The following is a 25,108-nucleotide window of genomic DNA, read 5'->3' as shown; positions in this document are numbered from 1 at the left end:
CTACACACTACGTCATGGCGTTTCCACCGCGTCAGCGGAGCGCGTCGAAGTGCGCGCTCCTGCGTGACGACGCAGCGTTATTCGCCGTATGGAATCCAGATGTTCTTGACCTGCACGGCACGCCGCAGGAACTCACGTCCTTCGCCCACCCGCGGATCGAGCCATTCGCGCCCGTCCCATTCGGTCCAGGTGCGTTTCAGATTGGCGGCCGACGCCTTTTCCACAGCGGTCGCACCGGCCCGTGATCCAACGTACCACAGCGCATCCACATCGTCATGCTCTGCCAGCACTTTGGCAAGCGCGTCGCGCGGACCGGTGACGATATTGACCACGCCAGCGGGCACATCCGAGGTTTCGAGCACGCTGTAAAAATCGGTCGCGGAGAGCGGGTACCGCTCGGACGGTACTACGACCACGCGATTGCCGGTAGCGAGCAGCGGGGCGATCAGCGACACGAGACCGAGCAACGGATATGGGTCGGGACAGGCCACGCCGACGACGCCGATTGGTTCGTGCATCGCTAACGCTACGCCGCGCAGTGGCACGTCATGCACCGCGCCATCGTGCTTGTCGGCCCATGCACCGTACGTGAACAACCGGGAGATCGACGCCTCGACCTCGCGAGTTGCGTCCAAGTGGGACGCGCCCGTCATCGCCGAGAGCCGTGCGGCGAATTCGAGTTCGCGGGCCGACAAGTTTTCTGCGATGTAGAACAGAATCTGCGACCGCTGGTGCCCGGACAGCTTGGACCATCCGGCGCCGGCGTGCGCCGCCTCGACTGCATTGCGCACATCCTTGCGATTGCCGTCGCCGACCTCGCCAACCACGCGACCGTGGGCGCCGAGCACTCGACGCGAGTAGCCCGAATCGCTTCGCGCCTGCTTGCCGCCAATGAACAGCTTCGGCGTCCGATCCATCGCGGGTAGTGTTGATGTCGTCAGCGCAGTGTCAGCGGCATTGTCGCTCGCGGCGTGCACCACCGGCTCGGCGCCGGCATCGACCGGCGACGGTGCGGGCTCGTGCGAGCGTACCGGCTTCAGATACTCGCCGAGTCCCTCGCGTCCACCTTCGCGACCAAACCCAGACTCGCGATACCCGCCGAAGCCGGCCCCTGCGTCGAACAGATTGGTGCTGTTGATCCACACCACGCCAGACTTGAGCTTCGGTGCAATGTCGAGCGCGAGGTTGATATTCTCACTCCAAACGCTTGCGGCGAGACCGAACGGCGTGTTGTTCGCCAGCGCGACGGCTTCTTCTGGCGTACGAAACGTCATGCTGACCAGCACCGGGCCAAAGATCTCGACCTGCGCGATGGTCGCCGACGGCGCGACGTTCGTAAACAGCGTGGGCGGATGGAACGAGCCCTCGGCGGGCGTGGCCCACGAGGGCTGCCAGCAGGTGGCGCCTTCTTCGACACCTTGCGCGCACAATTGCTTGATGCGCGCGAGCTGCACGGGGGCGACGATCGCGCCCATGTCGACGGTCTTGTCGAGCGGCGATCCGATTCGGAGGCGTTCCATACGATCGCGCAGCTTCGCGATGAGCTGATCGGCCACGCCCTCCTGCACGAGCAGGCGCGATCCGGCGCAGCACACCTGGCCCTGATTGAACCAGATCGCATCGACCACCCCTTCGACGACACTATCCAGGTCGGCGTCTTCAAACACGACGAACGGGCTCTTCCCACCCAATTCAAGGGAAAGGCCCTTGCCGGAGCCGGCCGTGGCCACGCGAATGGCGCGACCGACCTCGGTGCTGCCCGTGAAGGCGATCTTGTCGACATCGGGATGATCGACAATCGCCGCACCGGTACGGCCGTCACCAGTGACCAGATTGAAAACGCCCGGAGGCAAGCCGATTTCCTGCATCAGCTCCGCGAAGCGCAACGCGGTGAGCGGCGTGAACTCGGCGGGTTTGAGCACGACGGTGTTTCCCGCCGCGAGCGCCGGCGCGACTTTCCACGCCAGCATCAGCAGCGGGAAATTCCAAGGGATCACCTGTCCCACGACGCCGTACGCGTGCTGGCCGGGGAACTCCGCGGACAGCAATTGCGCCCAACCGGCGTGGTAGGAGAAGTGCCGCGCGACGAGCGGGATGTCGATGTCACGCGTTTCGCGAATCGGCTTCCCGTTGTCGATCGACTCCAGCACCGCGAAGTGCCGCGCATGCTTCTGAATACCGCGGGCGATGGCATACATCCACCGGGCGCGGGCGTGGTCGTCGAGCGCCTGCCACGCCGGCAACGCCGCACGCGCGGCCGCCACGGCGGCATCGACATCCTGCGCACTCCCTTGCGCGACGTGGGCGAGGAGGGCGCCGGTGGACGGGTCGTGTACTTCGAACGACTGGTCCGCAACCGGGTGGGTGAAGGCCCCGCCGATGTAGTGTCCAAAGCGGTTGCTGTGACCCGCCAGCCACGCTCGCACGATCGCGTCGCCTTCAGGCGCAGGACCGTAGCTCATCGCATCGAAGATCTCGCGGACGGTGCCGCCCGTCGGTGTCGTTGTGGTAGCCATGCGGATCACACCATGGGTTGGCGATAAGCCGCAGCGTAGCGGCCCGTCACGAAATGCTCGAGCTGTCGCTCGACGTCGGTGAGCAGGCCGCTCGCACCGAAGCGAAACAGATGCGGTCGCAGCCAGCGATCACCGAGTTCCTCCTTCATGAGGATCAGCCAGTCCAGCGCCTGCTTCGCCGTACGGATACCGCCGGCGGGCTTGAACCCTACCTCAAAGCCAGTACGCGATCCGAAGTCGCGGATCATGCGTGTCATTACCAGCCCAACAGGCAGCGTGGCGTTGCTGGTTTCCTTGCCGGTGCTGGTCTTGATGAAGTCGGAGCCGGCCATCATCGCGACCTGACTAGCCCGGGCGACGTTGGTGAGCGTGGCAAGTTCACCGACGCCGAGAATCGTCTTCAGGTGCGCTTCACCACAGGCGTCGCGGAAGGCGCGCACTTCGTCGTAGAGCGCCTGCCAATTGCCGGTCAGCACGTGGGCGCGTGTTATAACGATGTCGATTTCCGTCGCCCCGGCCGCCACCGACGCATGGATCTCGGCGAGTCGCTGTTCGAACGGCGAGAGGCCGGCCGGAAAGCCCGTGGAGACGGCTGCCACGGGGACGCCCGAGCCTTTCAGGGCCTCAGCGGCGGTGGCGACGTATTGGTGATACACGCAGACCGCACCGACCGTCAGTCCGAGGTCGCGCACACCGAGCGCATCAACGATATCGCCACGCAACGGATGGCGCGCCTTCGCGCAGAGCCGCTGCACATTGCCGGGCGTGTCATCGCCAGCGAGCGTGGTCAGGTCCATGCAGGTGATGGCGCGCAACAGCCAGGCGGCCTGCCACTCCTTCTTGACCGTGCGCCGGCCACCCAGCGAGGCGACGCGGCGTTCGACGGCGCTGCGATTGACCTTCGTCGCCCGAACGAGCGCGAGGTCGAGCGCCGTGCCCGGATTGCGCGCGGGCGGGATATCAGGACCCAGTCCGGTGGGCCAGCGGACCCCGTCTGGCAACTCGGAGTCGGTCGACCGAAGCGGTCGTGGAGCGTGCAGGGGAGTGACGGTCATGGGATCACCAATCTAGGTGACGGGAGGGTCCGGCGCTCGACCGCGCCACGGAAAAAGTCGTGCTCAACTCGGTGGGACGACCGGCCGATACTGGTAGCCGGAGAGGAGTACCCCGACCGACGAGACCATGCGTTCCGCCCGACCCACATATCTGCTTGCCGTACTGTTTACGGCCGTCCCGACGCTCCTGGCGTTCCCCGGTTGCACGAAGACCGTGGAGGCACCGGCTGCGGCGCAGCTGACGATCGTGCAGGGACACCTGCAGACGGCTGCCGCGGGGACCTTGCTTCCCACGCCCGTCGTGCTGCGGGTCATCGGCACCGATGGCGCCCCCATGGGAAAGATCCCGGTGAGCTTTAATGTGCTCGCGGGCGGCGGCTCGGTCGATCCGGGCACGGTCGTCAGCGACGCCAACGGCGAAGTGAAGGCGCGCTGGACCCTTGGCCCAGGCGCGCAGGTTCAGACCATGACCGGTACAGCCCCCGGTCTGGATCCGGTAACGTTGAGCGCCAACGGCATCCTGCCAAGCGATCTGGTGATTGCGCAGGGCAACAATCAGACCGGCAAGGCGAGTGCCGCGCTGACCGTCCAGATCGTGTTGCGGGTAACGGGCGGATTCAACGTCCCGATTCCCGGCCAAACGGTCGGTCTCTCCATCACGAGCGGCGGCGGCAGCATTTCGCCCCAGTCGGCGGTCACCAACGCGCTCGGTGAGGTCACGGTACGCTGGACCCTCGGCCCTCAGGCCGGACAGCAGACCGCAACGGCAACGGCGGGCACACTCGGCCCGATCGCGATCGCTGCTATCGCGAACTGAGCGGACGGTGGTCGAGCGCTGATCGTCCAGTTGATGGGTTCTCGCAGGGTCTCGCGTCGTCGATTCGCCAATTCGTGCGAACCGACGACGTTCTTGCGTCGTTGACGGGGTACGACCTGCCGGCGCGCAGCATTACCCTCAACGAACCCATGCCGAACCTATCGAGTCCGAGCGAATTCGCGGGCAAGACCGTCGTCGTGACCGGCGCCAGCGATGGCATCGGCAAAGCGGCCGTGCGCGCGTATGTGGCCGCCGGCGCATCGGTGGTGATGATCGGGCGCAACGAGGCAAAAACGGCAGCCGCGGCGCGTTCGATCATGAGCGAGGTTGGCGCGGTGTCCGGCACTGCCGGTGACCAGCGAGCGATCACCTGGGAAATCGCCGACCTGTCGCGTCAGGAGGCGGTCCACGACGTGGCCGACCGTTTGCTGGCCCGCTTGCCCCGCATTGACGTCCTGGCCAACAATGCCGGCGCCATGTTTCTGGATCGGGAGGTGACACCCGACGGCTTCGAGCGAACCTTTGCGCTGAACCACCTGAGCTACTTCACCCTGACGCTGAGGCTCCTGGCGCCCTTGGTGGCGGCGTCGCGACCCGGCGCGCCAGCGCGCGTCTTGAGCGTGTCCAGTCGAGCGCACGAGAACGCGAATCCGTCGCTCGACGATCTGCAGTTGGAGCGCCGCTTCGGCGGATGGAAGCAGTATGCCAATTCAAAGCTCTACAACATCTGGTTCACACGCGCGCTTGCACGGCGTTGCGATCCCTCACGCGTCGTGACGCACGCGCTGCATCCCGGCGTCGTCAGCACCCGGTTTGCCACAAACAACGGGCGGATGGGGCGCCTACTCCGCCGTGTCATGGACGTGGTATCAGTCACGCCGTCTCAGGGGGCCGACACGCTGGTGTGGCTTTCCTCGGCGCCGGAGGCACTTGAGGGGTCGGGCGACTATTGGGTGAAGCGACGCCGTGTGAGTCCCTCTCGCACCGCGCGCGACGACGCCCGCGCCGAGCAGCTCTGGACGACGACGTCGCGCCTGACCGGGCTCGATGCCGACCAGATCATCCGTAACACGATGGCGCATGCCGTGGCGTGACCTGCCGCGGCTGGTCGTCATTCTCTGGCGATTGGTGCCGCTCGTCGTGTCGTTTTTTCGCGACCGTCGCCGCTGGGTTCGTTGGGGAGGACCCGTGGCTCGCACGCCGGCGTTCCACGAACGCCGCGCCCGCCGTATGGTGCACGAGATTGCAGTGCTCGGTCCGGCGTTCGTCAAACTCGCGCAGATTTTTGCGACTCGAGCCGACCTCGTGCCGGAGCCGTATCTCGCCGCCCTCGGCACATTGACCGATCGCGTACCGCCGGTACCGTGGACGCAGATCCGTGCGGCGCTGCAGCACGCGTGGCAGGCCGATCCCGACCGCATCGTCGACCATCTCGACCCGGAGCCGCTAGCGGCCGGTTCGCTGGGACAGGTGCACCGCGCGCGCTATCAGGGGCGCGATGTCGTGGTGAAGGTGCTCCGCCCCAACGTGGAAGCGGTCGTCGTGCGCGACGTCCGCTTGGCGCGGGCGATCGTGAACGCCGTCTATGCGCGCTTTCCACACCACCATGTGCTCGGCTTTCGCGTGGTGCTCGACGAGTTCGATCTGCACGTACGCGAGGAGATGGACTTCGAACGCGAAGCGATGCAGTGCATGCGCATGCGCGAGCGCTTTTCGGATGAGCCTCGCCTGCGTATTCCGCGGGTGGAAACAGCGCTCACTCGACGCGACGTGCTCGTGCTCGAGTTCATGGAGGGCACGCGCATCGATGCGCTGGATGCGCAGATCGCGCGAGGGCTGGTGTCACCCACCGCCCTCGTAGAGACGCTGATCGAGAGCTATGCGCGGATGATGCTGCGCGACGGCGTGTTTCACGCCGATCCACATCCCGGTAACCTGTTGGTCGACGCGCAGGGACGCATCGTGCTGCTCGATTTCGGCATGGTGATCGACGTGGGCGTGCCGGTGCGCAAGGCGCTCTTCGACACGATCATCGCAGCCATTCGCCGCGATCCCGACGCCACCACGGATGGCTTCTTCGCCCTCGGGATGGTCGCGCCGGGCACCGAGCGCGAAACGATGCGCGAATTGGTTCGGGTACTCCTCGATATCGCCTATCAGGACGGCGCGATGGAAGATCGCGCCCGCGCCATCGCCGACCGCGTCATGCGCGAGCTGTTCAACTGGCCGATCGTGCTGCCCGGCGAGTTGGTGTACTTCGCGCGAACGGCAGCGCTGATCGAGGGCGTGGGGTCGCGATACGATCGCAACTTCAACAGCATCAAAGTCGCGTCACCCGTGGTGCTGAAGCTCCGTCGCGAATTGTTGGCGGTACTCCTCGGCGACAACGGGACACGCGAGCCGATCATCACCATCGCCGCGACGCTCGGCGCCCTGGCCGGCGGTGCCTCTGCCGTTATAGGACGCGCCTGGCGCCGTCTTCAACGCGACAATCCCCCGTCGGTTCGATAACCCGACGGGAGATGCGCTATGTCCGTTGCTACGTGGCGTCGTCCGACGACTATCGCAACCGTTGCGGTGCTTCGACTCAGCTGCGCTTGCGACGGCGCGCGACGACACCCAAAGCCAGCAAGCCGGCCCCCATGAGCGCATACGTCGACGGCTCCGGGACCACGGAGGTGGTGGACGGCGACGCCGTCGTGTACGTGAGGTATTCCTGGCTCGACGCTTCGCCGTTCACGTTGTCGTCGGAGAGCACGAACCAGTTTCGCGTCAGCGTCATGGTGGTCGGCAGCGTGAGCGTATAGAAATCACCGCTGCCGTCGAACGTGCCGCCGAACATGTTCCAGATCGTGCCCTGAATGTTTTCGGCGTTGAACAGACCCGCACCGGAGATTGCCGCGGTGGCGTCGTACTGCTCGATCAGCCAGGCGGCCTTCATGTAATCGGCCTGGCTGTTGCGACGCGTCTTCGAGAAATCACCGTTCCCGATAATGCCGCCGCTGTTGCTCGTGAAGGCCGTCGAGAAGTAGCTGTCGGCACTCGAGTTGGCCCAATTTCGGAAGTCGACGCACCAGATGATGGCGTTGTCGAGCGGCGTCACCCCGCCCACGCCGAATTGCGCATTGAATCCCGTGAGCGTGCCCTGGTACGGCGACACGGCGTAGCCGCCGACGGTGCCGTTGCTCGACAGGTCTCCATTGAAATCAACGGTACCGAGGACGGGAGCCTGTGCGACGAGCGATGCCGGCACAGCCAAGGAAGCAGCAAACAGGAATGAGACCAGCAGCGGAGCGGTACGACGTCGGATAGTCATTGGGCCTTGCGAAAGAGGACGTGAAGCTGGACGTCGTCATGAACAGGCAATCATGATGCCAGATTCGTGTCCCATATCACAACAAACCCAAGGCGAGCCGATCCATTGCAAGTCGCTATACCGCAATAGATTACACAACTAGTGCAAGCAATCCGACGACGCACGCCGATGACGCGGCGTCGCGCCGTCGCCAGACCGCTGCCCCACAATGCAAACTCTCCCGTAAAACGCGAGAGACTAGAAGATCCACTCGCGGAACAGGTCGAAACCGAACTGCAGCCGTGGGAAGCCGTTCGTGCCGAGCTGCGTGCACGGTGCGGAACCGGGATCCATACCGACCTGACCGGAGAGGTTGCGCGTGATGCGGTACTCAGCGGAGAGCCCGATCCAGAGCGAGGAGCGCGTGGACGCGGCACCGCCACGGCAGACCCCCGTGTTCGCACGCAGAAAGGTGCGCTCACCGATCTGTTTACCGGCGCTGATGCTGAGATTGTCGATCAGCGACAAAGCGGAAAGGTCCTGCTGCGACTGACCGCCCGCGGTGCCCACCTGAATCGTGTTGAGGCCGGGGAAGAATTTCTGCAGCGCGCCTTCAACCACGCCGCCGACCGAGGGCAAGAGAACGCCGGTGACGGCCCGCACCGTGCTCTGGCCGGCGCCGTCGAGCGCAAAGGTCGGCGCGCCGAAGATCAAGAGCGAGATAATCTCCGATTCCGGCGCGCTGGCGTACAGCGGGTCGGAGCTCGAGAGCGTGAGCACCGGTACGTCGTAGGTTCCGCCAATGTGGACGCGTACGGGGATCGCACTGCCACCAGAGACGCGCACCGTGTTCGTCGCGCTGATGTCGAGCGTCGGTGCGATGGCGCTGCTGCCGAAAAAGCGGACGCGCCCCGAATCCACCGTGAAACTGCGACTCACCACGCCGAGATCGAGTCGGTACTGCCCACGGTTCGCATTCAGCTCGCCTTCGAGCGCGAGTCGATCGCCGCTCATGGCGATCGAGAGACCGCCGGAGACCTTCACGCGAGACTCCGGCGTTTGCACCCAGACCTCGTTACCAAGGTCGACGCGAGCGTTCTCGACGTTCAGGAAGGTTCCAAGGGCGGCCAGCGACTGCGCAGCCGTTTCTGCAACGGGCACTTCTTCCGCGCCGAGCAACTCGCGCGCGGCTTCGGAGGAAAGATCGAGCGCGTTTCGGGCGCCGAGCGGATCGAACACGAGGTTGGCGCGCGGTACGAAGATCGCGCCGCTGAGTGTCGGACGCTTGAGCGGTCCGACCAGCGTCAGGTTGCCACTGACATCGAGGTCGGTACCATCGCGTTGCCGCGAGAGGATGACGTTGTTGGCCGACACTTTCAGCGCCACGGTGGACGGTTCGCCAGCACGAAAACGCAGTGTGCCGGACGCGCCAATGGTGTCGAGCGTGCCGCCGCTCCGGATACGCAGCGTCTCGAGAATCAGCGAGTCTTCGGCCGCACGCAGCACGATACGTCCGTCGGCGGGCTCGATATTGAGATCGCGAAAGAACGCGCCGACGCCATCAGCCGTCATGACGCCGCGCGCCACCGGGCGATCCATGTTGCCGCTCAGTGCGAGCTGCCCTGTCACCCTCCCGCGCAGCCGTTGCACGCCGTCGACCGTGAGCGGGAGTCCATCCAAGCGCAACGAGTCCGCCGTGATCTTGGCATCGACTTGATCCGACAGCAGGCGTTTCTCGACCGAGGCGATGGCGAGATCGATGGGCACCCGAGCTTCGGCGCGCAATGCTCCGCCGAGCGAATCGGCGAGGACGGCGGAGGCCAGGAGCGAGCGGTCGGCGTAGCGACCGGTGGAATTGATCGAGGGGAGGCGGAAACCCTGGATCCCGAGCGAGTCGCCGCGCAGGGTCCACGACAGCAGCGGCAGTGGACGCGTACCGGAGAGCTCCGCCGTTCCGCTCAGTGTCCCCGCGAACGTAGGCGTGCCCGCGAGAAGCGCGGCAATCTCACCAACCGGGAACTGCTCGAGTCGGACCGAGCCGGAGATGTTGCTATTCTTCGGCACATCCGCGGCAGCGGTGAGCACGCCGGTCGAGTTCGAGCGTAGCTCGAGCGGGAAGAGGCGAAAACCGGACGAGTCCTGCTGGAGCGTAATCGGCTTCGCGCTGCGCCACACGACATCAGCATACGACAGACGGAGCGAATCGAGGGCGACGGCGAATTGCGACGGCGATCGCGTGTACACCCCGCGCGCCAGTAGATGCGCCTCGGTCTGCGAGCTGACATCGAGGACCAGCAGGCCGCTGTCCGCGTTCGCCTGTGCGACGCGAAATCCGACGGTCTGCAAACGAATGGCGCCGAGACCGTCGATATCGTCCGCGGTGGCGGCGCCTTCGAACGCGGGCCGTGTGAATACGTGATCGGCTTTGGCAGAACCGAAGACACGTCCGACGCGGATCGCGCCGACCTGCATGGCGCGCGCGCCGATCGCAGCGGTGGCGCCGGCATCCGTCAAGCTGCCGAAGAGGTAACCGGAGAGGGAGAGGTCACCTTCGAGCGTATCGGCGGCGAGTTTGCGCAGCGACGTGGCGGTGCTGCTATCGACGGACTGCATCATGGCGGCGAGCCGACCCAGCTGCGCGCGCACGGCGCCCAACGAGTCGGCGCGCGCCGACAGCGTGAGCGTATCCGCCTGCATCGAATCGCGCGCCAAGGCGCCGCGCGCGTCGAACGTGACGCCACCGATATGGGCCGTGGCAGAATCGACCATCAGACGCTCGGCCCCGAGCGATACGCTGCCGAGCAGATCGAACGCGGGGCGATCATCGGCCGCGGTCTGCCTCCAGTCGGCCACCACACTGCCCGAGATCCGTGAGAGACTCAGGCTGTCGGTGGCGGGCGCACCACCCGCCGTGCGCGGTCCTCGAGCCGACAGGGCGACCGTACCGTCGATCGCGGTGGAAGGCACGGCAGCACGGCCCATCCAGGCGCGCAGATCGAATTGATTGAGCGCACCGTTGGCAGTGAGCTCCCAGGTGGAGGGTGTGAGCGCGGCCGTGCCTTGCATGCTCACCGCGCTCCCGTCCGCATTCGTGCCGTTGGCGGCCACCGCTCCGGTGCCGTCGGACGCGCGAAGTGCCGCCGTCCAGCGCATCGCATCGGTGCGGCCGTCGAGCGTGACCCGCCCGGAGATCGCGCCGCGAAGGGGCAGCGTCGTGTCGATGCGCGCCAGCGCACGCATCGAGAGCGGATCGAGCTGCAGTGCGGCATTCACCAATGGCGCCTTCGCATTGGCGCCGCCGTATCGCGCACGAAGATCACCACGCAGGGTCGAGACGTTCCCCACCGCGTCGGTCCACGTAAGTCCGACGTTGGTGAGATCGACCGCGTCGAGGTCGGCCGAGCGAATCACCCCACGCGCAGTGAGCACACCATCGATGGCGGGCATCTCAGGAATGAGCGCCGGCGACAGTGCACGAATCGACCGCAAATCCACCCGCGCCTCATCGAGCGTCATTCCCCATGCGCGTGGACGTTCCCCGATCGCCACCGTGCCGCGGACGATCGCGCTGGAGACGGCACCGCCCGGCACGAGCGCGTCGGCGAATCGCGCGTCCAGCAGATCCATCTTGAAGGCCGTGAGCGGCCCGCCATCGCGTGCCACGAGCTTACCCGTGAACGTGCCGCGAATCTCCGGTGGCAGTGCCTCGTAGCTGATGCGACGCAGCAGATCGCTCTGCAACGGCACGAAGGCGAGGTCAACCCGCTGCAGCAGCATTTGCGCCGGCTTCAGCACGATGTCGATGCCGCCGGTGATACGCGACATGCCACTCTTCACATCCAGCGCGGATAACGCGAACTCCACATCGTCGGGATTCGGCAGCGTGCGCATGCGCACCGTCGCCGATCCCCGTCCGTCCGAGGGCAGCACGTCCCAGATCCACTGGAGGTCCGTGAGAGCTGCCGTGGTCTTGATGACCACGTCGTAGCGAAGCGGACCCGGATTATGCCAATCGATGGTACCGATGGCGCTGCCGGTCGATGCCGGCAATCGCACATCGCCCAAGTTGAGCTGCAGTGAATCGCCGGTCCAGCGAATGCCGCCGGCGGCCTGCGCGATGCGAATCGGTGGATCGGAAATGACGCCGCTCAGGGTATCGATCCGCATCGACGCTGGTCGCTTCTCCACATCGACGATGATCGCATCGCGCGCGCGCACCCGTTCGAGCACCACGAGCCGACGCTCGAAGTACGTCCCCTTGGCCGTGCGCACGATATCGTGCAGGCTGTCTTTGACGGCGATGACGCTGTCGCGCGCCGCGCCCGTGAAGACCGGATGCGGTGCCCACGGTGAAATCGTGGCGATGCGCCCGCCATCGACGATCAAGGAGTCCACGCGGATGTCGTCGCCGAAGCCGGGGGTGGCGCGCGGCGTCTTCTTGACGGTGTCACCCGAAATGATGTACGCAATATTCCACGGCCCCTTCTCGTCGCGCTTGAGATCGAGACGGAGGCCGCGCACTGCCAAGCTCTGAATGTGAATCGCCTTGTCGAGCAGGTCGGTGACCGCGATCGTGCCTTCCAGATGCTGCGCGGTTACCACGGGCACACCGGCGGTATCGACCAGAGACACGTTGTCGGCGACGATATGCGTGGGGCTGATCGATCGCAGGATGCCCACGCGCAGCGTTCCGCGTCCGCCGAACAGTCCATTGACGCTCGAGATCATCGTGCTGAGCAGCCACCGACGGCCGCTTTCGGTATTCACCGCGACGAAGTAGGTGATCCCCAATCCGCCGATCGTGCCGAGCAGCATGCCGGCCGCCCACCAGAAGCGCCGCTGGCGCGACGACATGGACGGCGCCTTCTCGGTCGCGTCGTTGAAGTCAGACGCCGCCATCAGAACGCCTGTCCGAGGCCGAAGTGGAACGTCAGGCGCGACAGCACGCCGCGGCCAGTGGGCGGACGATACGTACTCGGACAGTCGAAAATGTCAATCGCGCGGGAATCGCTGATATCACGCGGGCTCGCACAGAGGATCTCGCCCGTCGTTCCCTTGTTATCGCCCGACGTGAAGAACAACGCGCGCCCCGCGCGTGGCTCGTACGGCTGATAGCCGACGTCTACGCGGAAGGGGCCCAGCGGCGTCACGATGCGAAGACCGAGACCGGGCGTGGCGCGCAGGTTGCCCCACCGGAAACCCTCGGACTGCGTCTCCCAGACATTGCCGGCATCGACGAAGGCCGCGAACTGCAGCTGTTCGGCAATGAAGCGGAAGCCGCGACGCCACTCGAGATTGGCGACGACCATCGCCGTACCGCCGCGGGGCACGGCGCGATCATAGCGGGCGCCGTCTTTCACGACGACCACCCGCTCGCCATTCGCGCCCACGGTGTCGATCACGTTCGCTCCCGAGACCACGTACACCAGTGGACCGAGCAGATTCTGCTGGTAGCCGCGCACCGAATTCTGTCCGCCCGCGAAGATGCGCTCCTGCTGCGGGATGAGCGGTGACCCATCGACCAACTCGGCGCCAGGCGCGAAGGCGCGCGACATCTGGATCCGCGTCCCGATCACGCCGCCGGCGAAGCGGAAGTACGTGGAGGCTTCACCCGTGCCGCGATAGAAGGTGAGCGCTTTGACGAGTTGCGAGTAGGTTTGACCAGCGCGTACATCGCCGCGCACGCGCCAACCGCGCGAGGGATTGACCGGGTCGTTGGTCCGATCGTGTGAGGCGCTCGTGCTGACGATCCCCACGCTGCGCCCGAAGAGCGACAGCGCAAAATCTTCCGGGCGGCACTGTCCGAAGCGCGCGCAGGAGACGGCGGGGTCGGTGATCGTCTTGCCGTTCTCGTACTGAAAGCCGGCGGTGCCGGCCGTGCGCGTGGTGAACTGACGCGAGAGTTCGACCAGCGCACCGACGCTCGTTTCACGCAGATACGCGAACGGCTCACCGCGCCGCTCACTGTACACGGTGAGCAGGGGCTGGACGGGCCAGCCGAAGAGGCGCGTGTTCGACAGCGTGGAGCCGACGTAGTAGTTCAGCTTCTCACTGAACGGATCGATGCGCAACGCGCCGGAACAGAGTGCCGGCGCGAAATCCGCCGGCGCCCCCACACCGATCTTGGAGGCGCGCGCGGAGAGTTCCACCCGTCGACCGACGCCGAGGAAGCCGCGATCGGTGATGCGTCCTTGCATACGGATGCAGTCCTGCGTGGCCCAACCGAGTCCGACGCGGGCGGCGCGGGTCCTGGCCTCGGCCACGGCGACGCGCAGATCGAGTACGCTATCACGGCCGGCGGCGAGCGGAGTGAGCGTATCGATCAGGACCAGTCGGAACGCCTCCGAGCGATAGAGATCGCGCTGCGCGTCGAGGATGGCGCTGGCCCGATAGCGATCGCCCGAACGAATCGACACCAGTCGTGCGACATCGGCCGAATCGATGCGCGGGCTGCCGTCGCGCAGCGGCTGTACGTCGATCTGTACCCGACCGATCGACACGACGCGCCCCGGGGAAAAGACCAGCGTGAGCGTCGCGAGTGCGGCGGCAGAATCGATTGAGACGCTGCTCTGGGGGCGTGCGGCGCGCGCGTAGCCCGCGTCTTGAAGCCGCGCGAGCACACGATCGATGGTGGTGTCGACGCGAGTGCGGTCGAAACGCTTGTTCTCCAGCGCACGCAATGGGGTGTCGAAGCCGCGCCTCCCGGCGTCTGGCTCCGGCAGTCCCTGGATCAGCACGGTGTCGAGAACGGCTTCAGGCCCCGGGTTGATCGCGAACAGCAGTCGCACGCCATCGGGGCGACGATCGATCGTGGGGATGACCGACGCCTGAAACCAGCCAACCTGACGGTGCATGACCGCCAGCCGCAGCGCGTCGCGACGGAGCTCGAGCGAGTCGAGGCACGGCGCATCACCGATCCGGAACCAGCGTGTCTTGAGCCCTGGCTCGTGTGTGACGATGCTGGCTGCGAGCGTGATCGCGTCGAAGCGCGGGCTGCCCGCAAACTTCACGGAGCGTACGCGCTGCGTGGCGTCACATCGGGTCATGCGCTGCGCGCTCGCCCGCAGCGGCCAGACGGCCGCGGCGAGAGCGAGAATTACGAAGGAAAGCGAGGAGGTCGGGAATACTTTAGGGCGGCGCATGCGTCTACAGAATGTAATCCGAGGCCTTCTCCCTGCCTCGCGGCTCATCCCCGCGGATCGTCTGGTGTGATGTCGCACCAAACGGCGTGAAGGAAATGGGGAACGTGCTATCCCGGGTGTTCACAGTTCATCAACCGTTCATCACGCCGGGATAGATTCGAAGCACGAGGGTATCCCGTCATCCATTGGAGCGCCTGCATGATCCCGATCACCGACGTCGCGGTTGGCTTTCTCATGGCATGGCAGACCGCCGTGACGCCAGGACCGCTTGCTCTACCGCTTCCGTCGGATTCCCTGCACCAGCCACGTGCGGCCGTCGTGATGCAGCCGGTCGGCCTGACCATGGCTTCTGCGGATACCGTGCCACGCGTGCGCCGGAAGGCGGTCGCGTACAGCGATGGCTACGCGACGCGACTGCGGATCCACAAAATTCTGAGTTGGGGAATGATTCCGTTGTTTGCGGCGTCGTACTTTTCCGGCGACCAGCTGCTGGAGAAAGGTACGGACGCCCCGTCGTGGGCGCGCAACATGCACGCGCCAGCCGCCACGGGAAGCGCTATCCTGTTCGGCGCCAATACGGTCACCGGAGGATGGAACCTCTGGGAAGGCAGAAAGGATCCCAACGGCCGCACCCGTCGCATTATCCATAGCGTGCTCTTCACCGCCGCCAGCGGCGGATTTGCCTATGCCGGGACGAAGCTCGCCGACGACGCCGAACAAGACTTGGACGCACGCCGCAAGCACCGGAACGTGGCGCTCGGCTCGATGGGTGTCTCGACCGTGAGTTGGCTCATCATGCTGATCGGCAACTGACCCACCCTCTGCCCACGTTATCCTGATGCTCGAGACGCTGACCACCCTGCTCCTCCCCTGGTCGGAGCTCTATGCCGACAGCGCGTGGATTCCCACCACGATTCTTGCGGTGCACGTGCTGGCGCTGTTTGCCGGCGGCGGCATTGCGATCGCGGCGGATCGTCGCGTGCTGCTGGCGACTCCGGGCACGCGTGAGGCATATCAGGCGGCGGCCGAGGATCTGCGTACCACCCATGCCATCGTGATCGGTTCGATCGCGATGATGGTGCTGAGCGGCATCGCGCTGGCGGCCTCCGACATCGGGACCTTCGCGGTCTCGAAGGTGTTCTGGGCTAAGATGGCTGCGTTCACCGTGTTGATCGCGAACGGGGCCTACATGCGACGTACGGAATCGCGCGTGCTCACCGCGGCGACCGATGCGGGCGTCGTGATCGACAAGACCACGCAGTGGCCGAGCCCGCACCTTCCGTGGGCCGTGCTCAAACGATCGGCCACGATCAGTCTCGTCTCGTGGTTCTGCGTCGTCCTCCTTGGCGTCGTGCTCTCCGATATCTGAGATCTCCTGTCCATTTTGCCACGGATCATTTTCGTATGACTGATTTCGACTCGTCCTGCTCCGGGTGTTCGGGGCGCCGCGAGTTCCTGCGCACCGCGCTCACGGGCGCGGCCTCGATCGCGGCCCTCTCGGCGCTGGGGCCGGTGAACGCCATCGCGGCACTTGCCCCGCGCGCACCCGGCGGCAGTGTGCGCTACGCGCTGCCGGCCGCCGACGGCGTGTCGATCGACAGCGCGAACGAAGTGATCCTCTGCCGCACCAACGGCGAGGTGTTTGCCTTCGCGCTCTCGTGCCCGCACCAGAATACGGCCCTCAAAACGATGCCGAAGAACGCGGGCTTTCAGTGCCCGCGCCACAAGTCGAAGTACCTGCCCAACGGGACGTTTGTCAGTGGCCGCGCGACGCGGAACATGGACCGCCTGCAGATCTCGCGTGAGAGCGCGCAGATCATCGTGGATCCCGATGTCGCGTTCGAAAGCGACGTCGACCCCGCGAAGTGGGCAGCAGCCTTGGTGAAAGTCTGAGCCACTGCGGCCAGATCTCTACTCTACACGGAGTCGTCATGTCCGACTGTACGAATTGCCCAGGCGCCGGCGTGAATCGGCGGGAGTTTCTGGCCACGAGTTCCGCGCTGGCCATCACCGCCGTGCTGGCCGCCTGCGGCGACGGCATTGGCGGAAGTGCCACCGGGCCGTCCAACGTGAACGCCACGGTTACCCTGGCCAACTACGCGACCCTTGGCACCGTGGGCGGGATCGCGGTGATCAGCGGAGCCGGAACCCCGATCGCCGTGGTTCGCGCCTCCACGACGCAGTACCGCGCGTTTTCATTGATTTGCCCTCATCAGGGCACCACCGTGGCGATCAGTGGGACGGGCTTCCGCTGCCCGAACCATGGCGCCACGTTCAATGCGAGCGGCGCGTGGACCGGTGGCCAGCGAACCAACGGTCTGTTCGAATTCACCGTCGCTTCGAACGCCACCGCCGGTACGATCACGATTAGCTCCTGACGTCATGTCCCCTCTTGTTTCGCCTCGCAGCGCCGGCACCATGATCCCGGCGCTGTTGTCGTTTTTCACACTCTCGCTGACGTCGCCGGCCATTGGCCACGCGCAGCAGCCCAAGGTCGCCGCCAAGGCCACACCCACCGAGGCCGCGCTTGATCGCCTCGCCAAACAGCCCGCGGTCGCCAAGGCTATGGCCGCGCTGCAAAGCGAGAACGAGTGGACGCTGACCGAGCAGGCCGCGCTTTGCGAGATTCCGGCGCCGCCATTCAAAGAGGCCGCGCGCGCGGCGGCGTTCAAGGACAAGCTCGCGGCGCTCGGCGTGCAGAAGCTTCGCATCGACCGTGAAGGCAATGTGATCGGCGAGATCAAGGGCACGGGCCCGGGACCGACGCTGGTGTTGAGCGGTCACCTGGATACGGTGTTTCCCGAAGGCACGAACGTGAAGGTGAAGCGCGAAGGCACGAAGCTCACCGCGCCCGGCATCGGCGACGACTGCCGCGGCCTGGCTGCCGTGCTGGCCACGACACGACAGATCATCGCGAACAAGATCCCGTTCAACGGCCGACTGCTGATCGTCGGCACGATGGGTGAAGAGGGTCCGGGCAATCTTCGCGGCGTGCGCGCGCTCTTCAGCGGTCCGCTCAAGGATTCGATCGACATGTTCATCTCGATCGACGGCACCGGATTCGGCATCACGAACGGTGCCGTGGGCAGCAATCGCTATCGCGTGACGTATAAGGGCCCGGGCGGGCACAGCTACGGCGCGTTCGGCATGCCCAATCCCATTCATGCCATGGGGCGCGCCATCGCAAAAATCGCCGAGCTCGAGGCGTCGACGAACCCGAAGGTCACGTTCAACGTCGGTCTCGTGTCCGGCGGCACGTCGGTGAATTCCATTTCTGCCGACGGCGTGATGGACATCGACCTGCGCAGTGAATCGGCGGCGGCGTTGGCCGACATCGACGCTCGATTGCAGGTCGCGTTGCGTCAGGCGCTGGCCGAAGAAAAGGCACGCTGGCCGAAGTCGACGGTACCGCTGTCGCTGGTGATCGACACGACCGGCCTTCGTCCCGCGGGCACGACGGCGGACAGCACGTTCATCGTCCGCACGTCACTGGCGGCGGCACGCACGATGAACGTGTATGCGCCGCTCACGATCTCGAGCACCGACGCGAACATCCCGATTTCCAAGGGTGTCGCTGCCGTGACGCTCGATGGCGGTGGCGTGGGACGCGGCGCGCACTCGCTCGACGAGTCGTACGACGACCGCGCCGATGGCTACAAGGGACCGCAGTGGATTCTGCTGGTCGTGATCGGCCTGCTCACGACACGCTGAACGCGTTCACACCCGATTGAAACAACGCCGGCAGTTCGTCGATCGAGAGATCACGTGCTGCCGGCAACAATCCCGAGAGGAACGCCGCCTCTCCAAGCAGTCCCGCCGCGTGTGCGCCGGCGGCGCGGCGCTCACGAATCGACGTGTCGTGATTCGCCTTGCTGAGCTTACTGCCGTCGGGATGCACGAGCAGCGGATGGTGCCACCACGACAGGGGCCGCTGGCGTTCGAGCATCGCCGCGAGACGCAGCTGCCGGCCCGTGCTGGCGAGCAGATCTTCGCCGCGAATCACGACATCGATATCGTGCGCCATGTCGTCGACGACCACCGCGAACTGATAGGTCCACTGGCCGTGCCGATCACGCACGAGCACGTCGCCGCACTGCGCCGCCGGCGACTGCTGCACCGGGCCAAGACGCCCATCGTCGAACGGCACATCGCCGTCGGCCATACGTGCCCGTCTCGCCAGCGATTCCGAGTCGGCATGATGCGCGTCACGGCACGTGCCTGGATAGCGCGGCTCTTCGCCCGGCGCCCGCGGCGCATGACGCGCGATGTCGCGTCTCGTGCACGTACATGTATAGGTGAGTCCGCACGCGGTGAGTGCGGCCAGCGCTGCCGCATAGCGTGCGTCATTATCCGACTGACGCTGGGTATGACGCGGCGCGTGCGCGCGATCGTGCCGGGCCGCGCGAAAGCTGTCGGTGCTGCCGATGTCAGGGGCGAAGCCGAGCCAGTCGAGATCATCGAGCAGCGCGTCTTCGTATTCGTCACGGCAGCGTGTGCGATCGTGATCTTCGATGCGCAGCAGCACCTCGCCACCGAAGGCGCGCGCCAGGCCCCACACGTGGAGCGCGTTGACGACATGCCCGAGATGCAGGTACCCGGTCGGTGCCGGCGCGAAGCGTGTGCGCCAGGCCACCAGCTACTTCCAGCTGGTCACGTCGGCCTTGTCGCCTTCACCGCCCGGCTGACCGTCGGCGCCGTACGTCAGCAGGTCGTAGCTGCCGGGATTCACTTTACCGGGCGCCACGTACAGGTACGGACGCCCCCACGGATCGTCAGGGACGGGCTTCCGCAGATACGGTTCGGTCCATCCACTCGGCGGATCAATGACCGGCTTCTGCCACAACGCCGCGAGCCCCTGCGTGGTGGTCGGATAACGGCCGTTGTCGAGACGATAGGCGTCGAGCGCGGTGCCGAAGCTCTCAATCTGCGCCTTGGCCGTCGCCACACGGGCGTCGTTCACATTGCGGAAGAGACTTGGGGCCACGAAGGTGGCGAGTACGGCGATCACGACGATCACCACCAGCACTTCGATCAGCGTAAAGGCGCGCCGGGAGGAGATCGCGGTCATTCTCCGCGACTGCGCAGTGAATCCGGCGCGAAGAGACGCGGATCGACCCAGCCGTTCACGTCGGGGGAACGCACCTGACGCCAGCCGGCGCGATCGGTGCCGAGCATGGCGCGGGATGCAGGTTTGATGACACCCACCACTTCGCCGCCACGGCTCGCGTCGTTTCGGACGTTCACCCAAGTGCGTGCCACGGCCGGCGTCCACGTGATGCTGTCGATCGTACTCGGCGTCGCCAGCGCCAGGCTGTCCGGCAGCGCCATCGTCGCGACGGTTGCCGCGCTCGCGACGTCGGCCACAGCGGTCGGCGCGCCCGACGCGCGCGCGCTGGTCGCCACTTGATTCACCGCCACCGATTCGGCGTTCAGCCGCTGCAGGAGGTCGGCTCGCAACGGTGATCCATAGCGCCACGCGGCGCCGGCCACCGTGACCGAGAGGAGTACGGCTGCAGCCGATCGCCATACCGCGGGTGACTGCCACGACGCCTTGGGGAGCACGCCGCACCAGTGGCAGGTGGCGTCGAAGCGATGCATGATCCCACAGCCACGACAACGCGACAGCTTCACCCGGTCACCGCGTGAACTCAGCAGGTTGAACGGGTGAGCACAGCGCGGACACTGCGAGGCAGCGACCAACGCTTTAGAACCACATGCGGTGCAGCGAAGATAGGCCATGGGATCGAGCGGCCGAAGAAGCAAACCCTACTGTGAAGAACGCGATGCCGTGCGTCACCGGGATTTCGCAACGAGCGATGCGCGGCCATCCTAGTGACGGTTGGGAGTCGTGTCCGTAACCGTCGCACAAGGATTGGAGACCAAACCCATCCGCGCTACGTGACGGCGAGCAAGCGGAGCGGGAATCTTCAGACTCAGCGTTCACCGGCCGTGGTCAGCCTTCGCGAACGGGCTGATGCACGGTGCAAGTGGATGCTTGCTAGACCTTTCGGGCGCCTTAGAATCGAACCGCGAGACCGGCTCCTTTGCCGCCTGGGGCGATGATGAACTGCGCGGGCCCGCGCTTGGCAAACCAGGCGGCTTCGAGGGCAGCAGCGAGCGTGATCCCTGCCGCGGTCGCCAGCGCCGCCGTCCGGTACGGGCGCTCCTTCACGAGCGTGATGTAGGGCGCAGGTACGCCGTTGGGATCGACATACGGCACCGTCACGTTGCGGTTGGCCGTGTGCAATGAAGCGTAGGCGGCCCCGCCCACCAGCGCGAGCACCGCGAGGCCCTGCGCCGGACGGCGTGTGTAGAACTGTCCCATTCCTGGAATGAGCCCGCTGGTGAAGGCAGCACCGGCAGAATGCTGCGGTCGGCCGAGTGCGTCGATGGACCGTTGTACCAAGGCCCGATCCATGGCATCGGGACGGCGCGCGAGATATGCGGTCAAATCACGACGCGCGGCCGACCGGTCACCGAGTTGAAGCTCGGCGATCGAGCGATTGAATAGAGCGTCGGCCTCCGTAGGAATGGCACGGGCGGCGTCGTCGAACGCGCGGCGAGCCTCCTCGTTGCGACGCGCATCGAAGGCTACCACGCCCATCCCGAAGCGCTCACGCGCGCGGAAGAGTGCATCGGCCGATGCACGCGGCGTCAGTTTCGCGACGCGGGCGCGAACGTCGGCCGCGTCACGGCCGGCGGGCGAGAGGCGAAGGGCCCGACAATACTCACGCAGCGCCGACGTGCTGTCGTTGGCTTCCTCCAGCGCGCGCGCAAAGGCGTACGCGATGCGATCGTCGGTGGGATCGAGCGCGGACGCACGCGCGAAGGCGACCCCGGCCCCTTTCGGATCGCCCTGCAACGCCAGCTCCTGTCCCGACGCGAACACGCGTCGCGCTTCCGCCGCGTCGCGTGGCAACGCGCCGATCGCACTCACCGTCGGTTGGCACCCTGCAACCTCGTTTGCGGCGAACGTGCGTTTGAGCGAGAGGGTAATCGGCTGAGCACGAACCGGCTGTGCGATGCACCCAGCGATCAGTATCAGGGTCAGCAACGGTCGCACGTGTGGCGCGCTCATCGCCTCACCACCGTGATCGCGGAGGTACCGCCCTTGGGGCCACTGGTGGCAGTGATGGTTGCCGTGCCCTCGGAAAGCGCGGTGACCACCCCCGTGGGACTCACCGAGGCAATCAGGGGCGCGCTGCTGCTCCAGACGACGAGCGCATTCGTCAGGACGCTGCCTCCACTCGCGCTATCGGCGTAGACGACCGCATCGAGTTGCACCGTACGATTCGACGGCCCCGTCGATTTGATCGTCGCCGACGACGGACTCACCGTCACTCGCCCAACCGTTTGCACAACCGGAGTGGAGACGACGACTTGGGCCGTTCCCGACTTGCCATCCACCGAGGCGGTGACGGTAGCCGTCCCCGGCAGGAGCGCAGTGACACGTCCGGCGCTCGATACCGCGGCGACCGCGACGGCACTCGAACTCCAGGTGATAGTACGTCCCGTGACCACCGCGCCATTCACATCACGAACCGTGGCGACGAGATCGACGGTGCCACCGACATCGAGCGTGCTGCTGGCGGGTGCCACGGTCACCGTGCCGATCGGCGTAGGCGTCACCGTGATCTGTGCCGTGCCCGACCTGCCGTCGACCGTCGCGGTGATGGTGCTCGTGCCGGCCGACGCGGCGGTCACACGTCCCGTGCTCGACACCGTCGCCACGGCTGTCGCGCTCGACGTCCACGTAATCGTCCGCCCCGTGACCACCACGCCATTCACATCGCGTACGGTCGCGACGAGATCCGCGGTGCCGCCAATCGCCAACGTACTACTGGTCGCTGCGACGGTCACTGTGCCGACCGGCGTCGGCGTCACCGTGATCTGTGCCGTGCCCGACCTGCCGTCGACCGTCGCGGTGATGGTGCTCGTGCCGGCCGACGCGGCGGTCACACGTCCCGTGCTCGACACCGTCGCCACGGTTGTCGCGCTCGACGTCCACGTAATGCTCCGCCCGGCCACGACAGCGCCGTTCACATCGCGAACCGTGGCGACGAGATCGACGGTGCCGCCAATCGCCAGTGAGCTGCTGGTCGGTGCGACGGTCACTGTGCCGACCGGCGTCGGCGTCACCGTGATCTGTGCCGTGCCCGACTTGCCGTCGACCGTCGCGGTGATGGTGCTCGTGCCGGCCGACGCGGCGGTCACACGTCCCGTGCTCGACACCGTCGCCACGGCTGTCGCGCTCGACGTCCACGTAATGCTCCGCCCGGCCACGACGGCGCCGTTCACATCGCGAACCGTGGCGACGAGATCGACGGTGCCGCCAATCGCCAGTGAGCTGCTGGTCGGTGCGACGGTCACTGTGCCGACCGGCGTCGGCGTCACCGTGATCTGTGCCGTGCCCGACTTGCCGTCGACCGTCGCGGTGATGGTGCTCGTGCCGGCCGACGCCGCGGTCACGCGTCCCGTGCTCGACACCGTCGCCACGGCTGTCGCGCTCGACGTCCACGTAATCGTCCGCCCCGTGACCACCACGCCATTCACATCGCGTACGGTCGCGACGAAATCCACAGTGCCGCCAATCGCCAACGTACTACTGGTGGGCGCGACCGTCACCGTGCCGATCGGCGTGGGCGATACCGTGATCTGTGCCGTGCCCGACTTGCCGTCGACCGTGCCCGTGATGGTGCTTACGCCAGCCGACACGGCGGTCACCCTTCCCGTGCTCGACACCGTCGCCACCGACGGCGCGCTCGAACTCCAGAGCACAGCGCGACCAAATACGGTGGCTCCCGTCGCGTCTCGTACCGTGGCGGCGAGATCGACGGTGCCTCCCACATCAACGGAAACCGTCGACGGAGCAACCGTGACCGAAGCAATGGGCGGTGCGTTTACGGTGATGGTTGCCGAGCCGGTTCGGCCCTCCGCTTGGGCGAGAATGATCACGCTGCCGACGCCGACGGCGGTGACGACACCCGTCGTCGAGACCGTTGCCACGCTCGGTGATCCGCTACTCCACGCGATGGCGCGACCCGCGAGTGCAGCGCCCGACGCGTCCAGTGGCGTGGCGATCAGCGCGGTGTCTTCGCCGACCGTCAGCGTCGCCAGACTGGGCGACACGCGAATGCTGGCGATAGGAACCGCCGAGACCACGACGCTCACGCTCGCACTGCGCCCCTCGCTCGTCACAGTAATCGACGTGGTGCCTGGTGCGACGGCGGTCACGGTACCACCCGTCGACACCGACGCAACCCCGACGCTCTCGGAGCGATAAGTCACTGGTCGTCCGCTCAACAGGTTGCCCTGTGCGTCGGTGACCTGCACCGTCAGCGCTACCATCTGGCCGGCAATCAGCGACAGCTGCGACGGCGACACGACAATCGCATTTACTGGGCGCGCGGTGATCGTGACCGACGCGCTGCCTGAACGGCCCTCACTCGAGGCGGTGATGATGGTCGTCCCCGTGGAGACGCCCGTCACCAGGCCGGACGACGACACACTGGCGACCGACGCGTTCGACGACGCCCACGTAATCGTGCGTCCAGACAGCACAGCGCCGGACGAAGAGCGCGTTTCCGCGCGCAACTGCGTGGTTTGCCCTTCCACGATCGAGGTACTGGATGGCGTGAGCGCAACGGTGGCGACCGGTACCGACGTCACGAAGACCGCCGCGGTGGCTGTCCGCCCTTCGCTGGTGGCCGTCACGGTCGTGCCTCCGGGCGCGAGCGCCGTGACGGCGCCGGTGCTATCCACCACCGCGATGCTGGCGTCACCAACGGTCCAGGTGACCACGCGTCCACTCAAGGCCGCGCCCGACGCGTCGCGGGCGCTGGCGGAAAGCTGCACGCGCTGGCCGGTGGTGAGCCGTAGCTCAACGCTTGAGAGCTGAACACTGGTCACCGCGGTGGGAGCGACCGCGACATTCGCCACCGCGCTCTTCCCCTCTGCGGTCGCAGATATCTGCGCTGCACCCGGCGCCAGCGCCGTGACCAATCCCGAGGCCGACACCCGCGCGATCGTCACATCGCTGCTGGACCAAAAGATGGTGCGCGGGCTCGTGGGCTGACCCTCGGCGTCCAACAACGCGACATCGAGCGCGACACTGCTGCCCACACCAAGCGTAAGGGTTTGTGGCGAGAGCGTGATCGAACTGATCGACCCCGAGGCCGGTTTCGTGGACGATTCGCCGCCGCAGGCCACCACGGTCACGCACATGGCTGTGACCAGCAGCGCACGAAGCAAGTGATGCACGTCGTGTAGGGCACGCGGCATGT

General features: G+C 66.1%; 18 protein-coding genes. 8 read left to right on the top strand and 10 right to left on the bottom strand.

What is annotated here, in order from left to right; genetic code table 11:
* Positions 1–77: 77 nt before the first annotated feature.
* Positions 78–2,516, bottom strand: a complete 2,439-nt coding sequence (locus tag HKW67_RS04070; protein ID WP_206044599.1) for an aldehyde dehydrogenase family protein — start codon at positions 2,514–2,516, stop codon at positions 78–80.
* A gap of 5 nt (positions 2,517–2,521) precedes the next feature.
* Positions 2,522–3,571, bottom strand: coding sequence for a deoxyribose-phosphate aldolase (gene deoC / locus HKW67_RS04065; RefSeq protein ID WP_171224175.1), 1,050 nt, complete (start codon positions 3,569–3,571; stop codon positions 2,522–2,524).
* A gap of 127 nt (positions 3,572–3,698) precedes the next feature.
* On the opposite strand from deoC, the gene HKW67_RS04060 reads away from it, so the two are divergent.
* From HKW67_RS04060 to HKW67_RS04050, 3 genes are all read left to right on the top strand, one after another.
* Positions 3,699–4,388: an Ig-like domain-containing protein gene (locus HKW67_RS04060; RefSeq protein WP_171224174.1), complete on the top strand. Its 690-nt coding sequence runs from the start codon at positions 3,699–3,701 to the stop codon at positions 4,386–4,388.
* A 74-nt stretch (positions 4,389–4,462) separates the two neighbouring features.
* A complete protein-coding gene (locus HKW67_RS04055; protein WP_206044598.1) occupies positions 4,463–5,482 on the top strand; it encodes an SDR family NAD(P)-dependent oxidoreductase in 1,020 nt (339 codons plus the stop codon).
* Positions 5,469–6,899 carry an ABC1 kinase family protein gene (locus HKW67_RS04050; protein WP_171224173.1) on the top strand — a complete coding sequence of 477 codons (1,431 nt, stop codon included), beginning with the start codon at positions 5,469–5,471 and terminating at the stop codon, positions 6,897–6,899. The genes HKW67_RS04055 and HKW67_RS04050 overlap by 14 nt, the downstream gene beginning before the upstream one ends.
* A gap of 76 nt (positions 6,900–6,975) precedes the next feature.
* Here HKW67_RS04050 and HKW67_RS04045 read toward each other — a convergent pair whose 3' ends face one another.
* The 3 genes from HKW67_RS04045 to HKW67_RS04035 all read right to left on the bottom strand — a co-directional run bounded on the left by HKW67_RS04045 (position 6,976) and on the right by HKW67_RS04035 (position 14,729).
* The gene (locus HKW67_RS04045) at positions 6,976–7,704 is read right to left on the bottom strand and encodes a PEP-CTERM sorting domain-containing protein (protein WP_171224172.1); all 729 of its coding nucleotides are present in this window, start codon (positions 7,702–7,704) and stop codon (positions 6,976–6,978) included.
* Between the two features lie 237 nt (positions 7,705–7,941).
* Entirely contained in the window at positions 7,942–12,582 is a 4,641-nt protein-coding gene (locus HKW67_RS04040; RefSeq protein ID WP_171224171.1) for a translocation/assembly module TamB domain-containing protein, read from the bottom strand.
* Complete coding sequence (locus HKW67_RS04035) at positions 12,582–14,729, bottom strand: BamA/OMP85 family outer membrane protein (RefSeq protein ID WP_171224170.1); 2,148 nt, start codon at positions 14,727–14,729, stop codon at positions 12,582–12,584. Before HKW67_RS04035 ends, HKW67_RS04040 begins: the two co-directional genes overlap by 1 nt.
* 294 nt (positions 14,730–15,023) lie before the next feature.
* Between HKW67_RS04035 and HKW67_RS04030 the strand changes: the two genes are divergently transcribed.
* Genes HKW67_RS04030 through HKW67_RS04010 form a run of 5 tightly spaced genes read left to right on the top strand, consistent with a single transcriptional unit; the run spans position 15,024 to position 18,536 of the window.
* Complete coding sequence (locus HKW67_RS04030) at positions 15,024–15,638, top strand: hypothetical protein (protein ID WP_171224169.1); 615 nt, start codon at positions 15,024–15,026, stop codon at positions 15,636–15,638.
* Between the two features lie 25 nt (positions 15,639–15,663).
* The gene (locus HKW67_RS04025; protein WP_171224168.1) at positions 15,664–16,194 is read left to right on the top strand and encodes a hypothetical protein; all 531 of its coding nucleotides are present in this window, start codon (positions 15,664–15,666) and stop codon (positions 16,192–16,194) included.
* Positions 16,195–16,229: 35 nt separating this feature from the next.
* On the top strand, positions 16,230–16,718 hold the full coding sequence (locus HKW67_RS04020) for a QcrA and Rieske domain-containing protein (protein WP_171224167.1): 489 nt from the start codon (positions 16,230–16,232) through the stop codon (positions 16,716–16,718).
* A gap of 38 nt (positions 16,719–16,756) precedes the next feature.
* Positions 16,757–17,203 (top strand): Rieske (2Fe-2S) protein, encoded by a 447-nt coding sequence (locus tag HKW67_RS04015; protein WP_171224166.1) that lies wholly within the window; start codon positions 16,757–16,759, stop codon positions 17,201–17,203.
* Positions 17,204–17,207: 4 nt separating this feature from the next.
* Positions 17,208–18,536 carry a M20/M25/M40 family metallo-hydrolase gene (locus HKW67_RS04010; RefSeq protein ID WP_171224165.1) on the top strand — a complete coding sequence of 443 codons (1,329 nt, stop codon included), beginning with the start codon at positions 17,208–17,210 and terminating at the stop codon, positions 18,534–18,536.
* On the opposite strand, the gene HKW67_RS04005 is transcribed toward HKW67_RS04010, so the two are convergent.
* The 5 genes from HKW67_RS04005 to HKW67_RS03985 form a co-directional block, all read right to left on the bottom strand.
* Complete coding sequence (locus HKW67_RS04005) at positions 18,523–19,458, bottom strand: glutamate--tRNA ligase family protein (protein WP_171224164.1); 936 nt, start codon at positions 19,456–19,458, stop codon at positions 18,523–18,525. The genes HKW67_RS04010 and HKW67_RS04005 overlap by 14 nt on opposite strands.
* A 3-nt stretch (positions 19,459–19,461) precedes the next feature.
* Positions 19,462–19,893: a type II secretion system major pseudopilin GspG gene (gspG, locus tag HKW67_RS04000; RefSeq protein WP_171224163.1), complete on the bottom strand. Its 432-nt coding sequence runs from the start codon at positions 19,891–19,893 to the stop codon at positions 19,462–19,464.
* The gene (locus tag HKW67_RS03995) at positions 19,890–20,423 is read right to left on the bottom strand and encodes an SH3 domain-containing protein (protein WP_171224162.1); all 534 of its coding nucleotides are present in this window, start codon (positions 20,421–20,423) and stop codon (positions 19,890–19,892) included. Before HKW67_RS03995 ends, gspG begins: the two co-directional genes overlap by 4 nt.
* A 418-nt stretch (positions 20,424–20,841) precedes the next feature.
* Positions 20,842–21,903, bottom strand: a complete 1,062-nt coding sequence (locus HKW67_RS03990) for a tetratricopeptide repeat protein (protein ID WP_171224161.1) — start codon at positions 21,901–21,903, stop codon at positions 20,842–20,844.
* Positions 21,900–25,106: a beta strand repeat-containing protein gene (locus HKW67_RS03985; RefSeq protein WP_171224160.1), complete on the bottom strand. Its 3,207-nt coding sequence runs from the start codon at positions 25,104–25,106 to the stop codon at positions 21,900–21,902. Before HKW67_RS03985 ends, HKW67_RS03990 begins: the two co-directional genes overlap by 4 nt.
* Between the last annotated feature and the right edge of the window lie 2 nt (positions 25,107–25,108).

This window comes from Gemmatimonas groenlandica (genome assembly GCF_013004105.1).
GTDB lineage: Bacteria > Gemmatimonadota > Gemmatimonadetes > Gemmatimonadales > Gemmatimonadaceae > Gemmatimonas > Gemmatimonas groenlandica.
The sequence above is the reverse complement of the archived record's forward strand: the minus strand, read 5'-3'. Positions and strand labels throughout refer to the sequence as shown.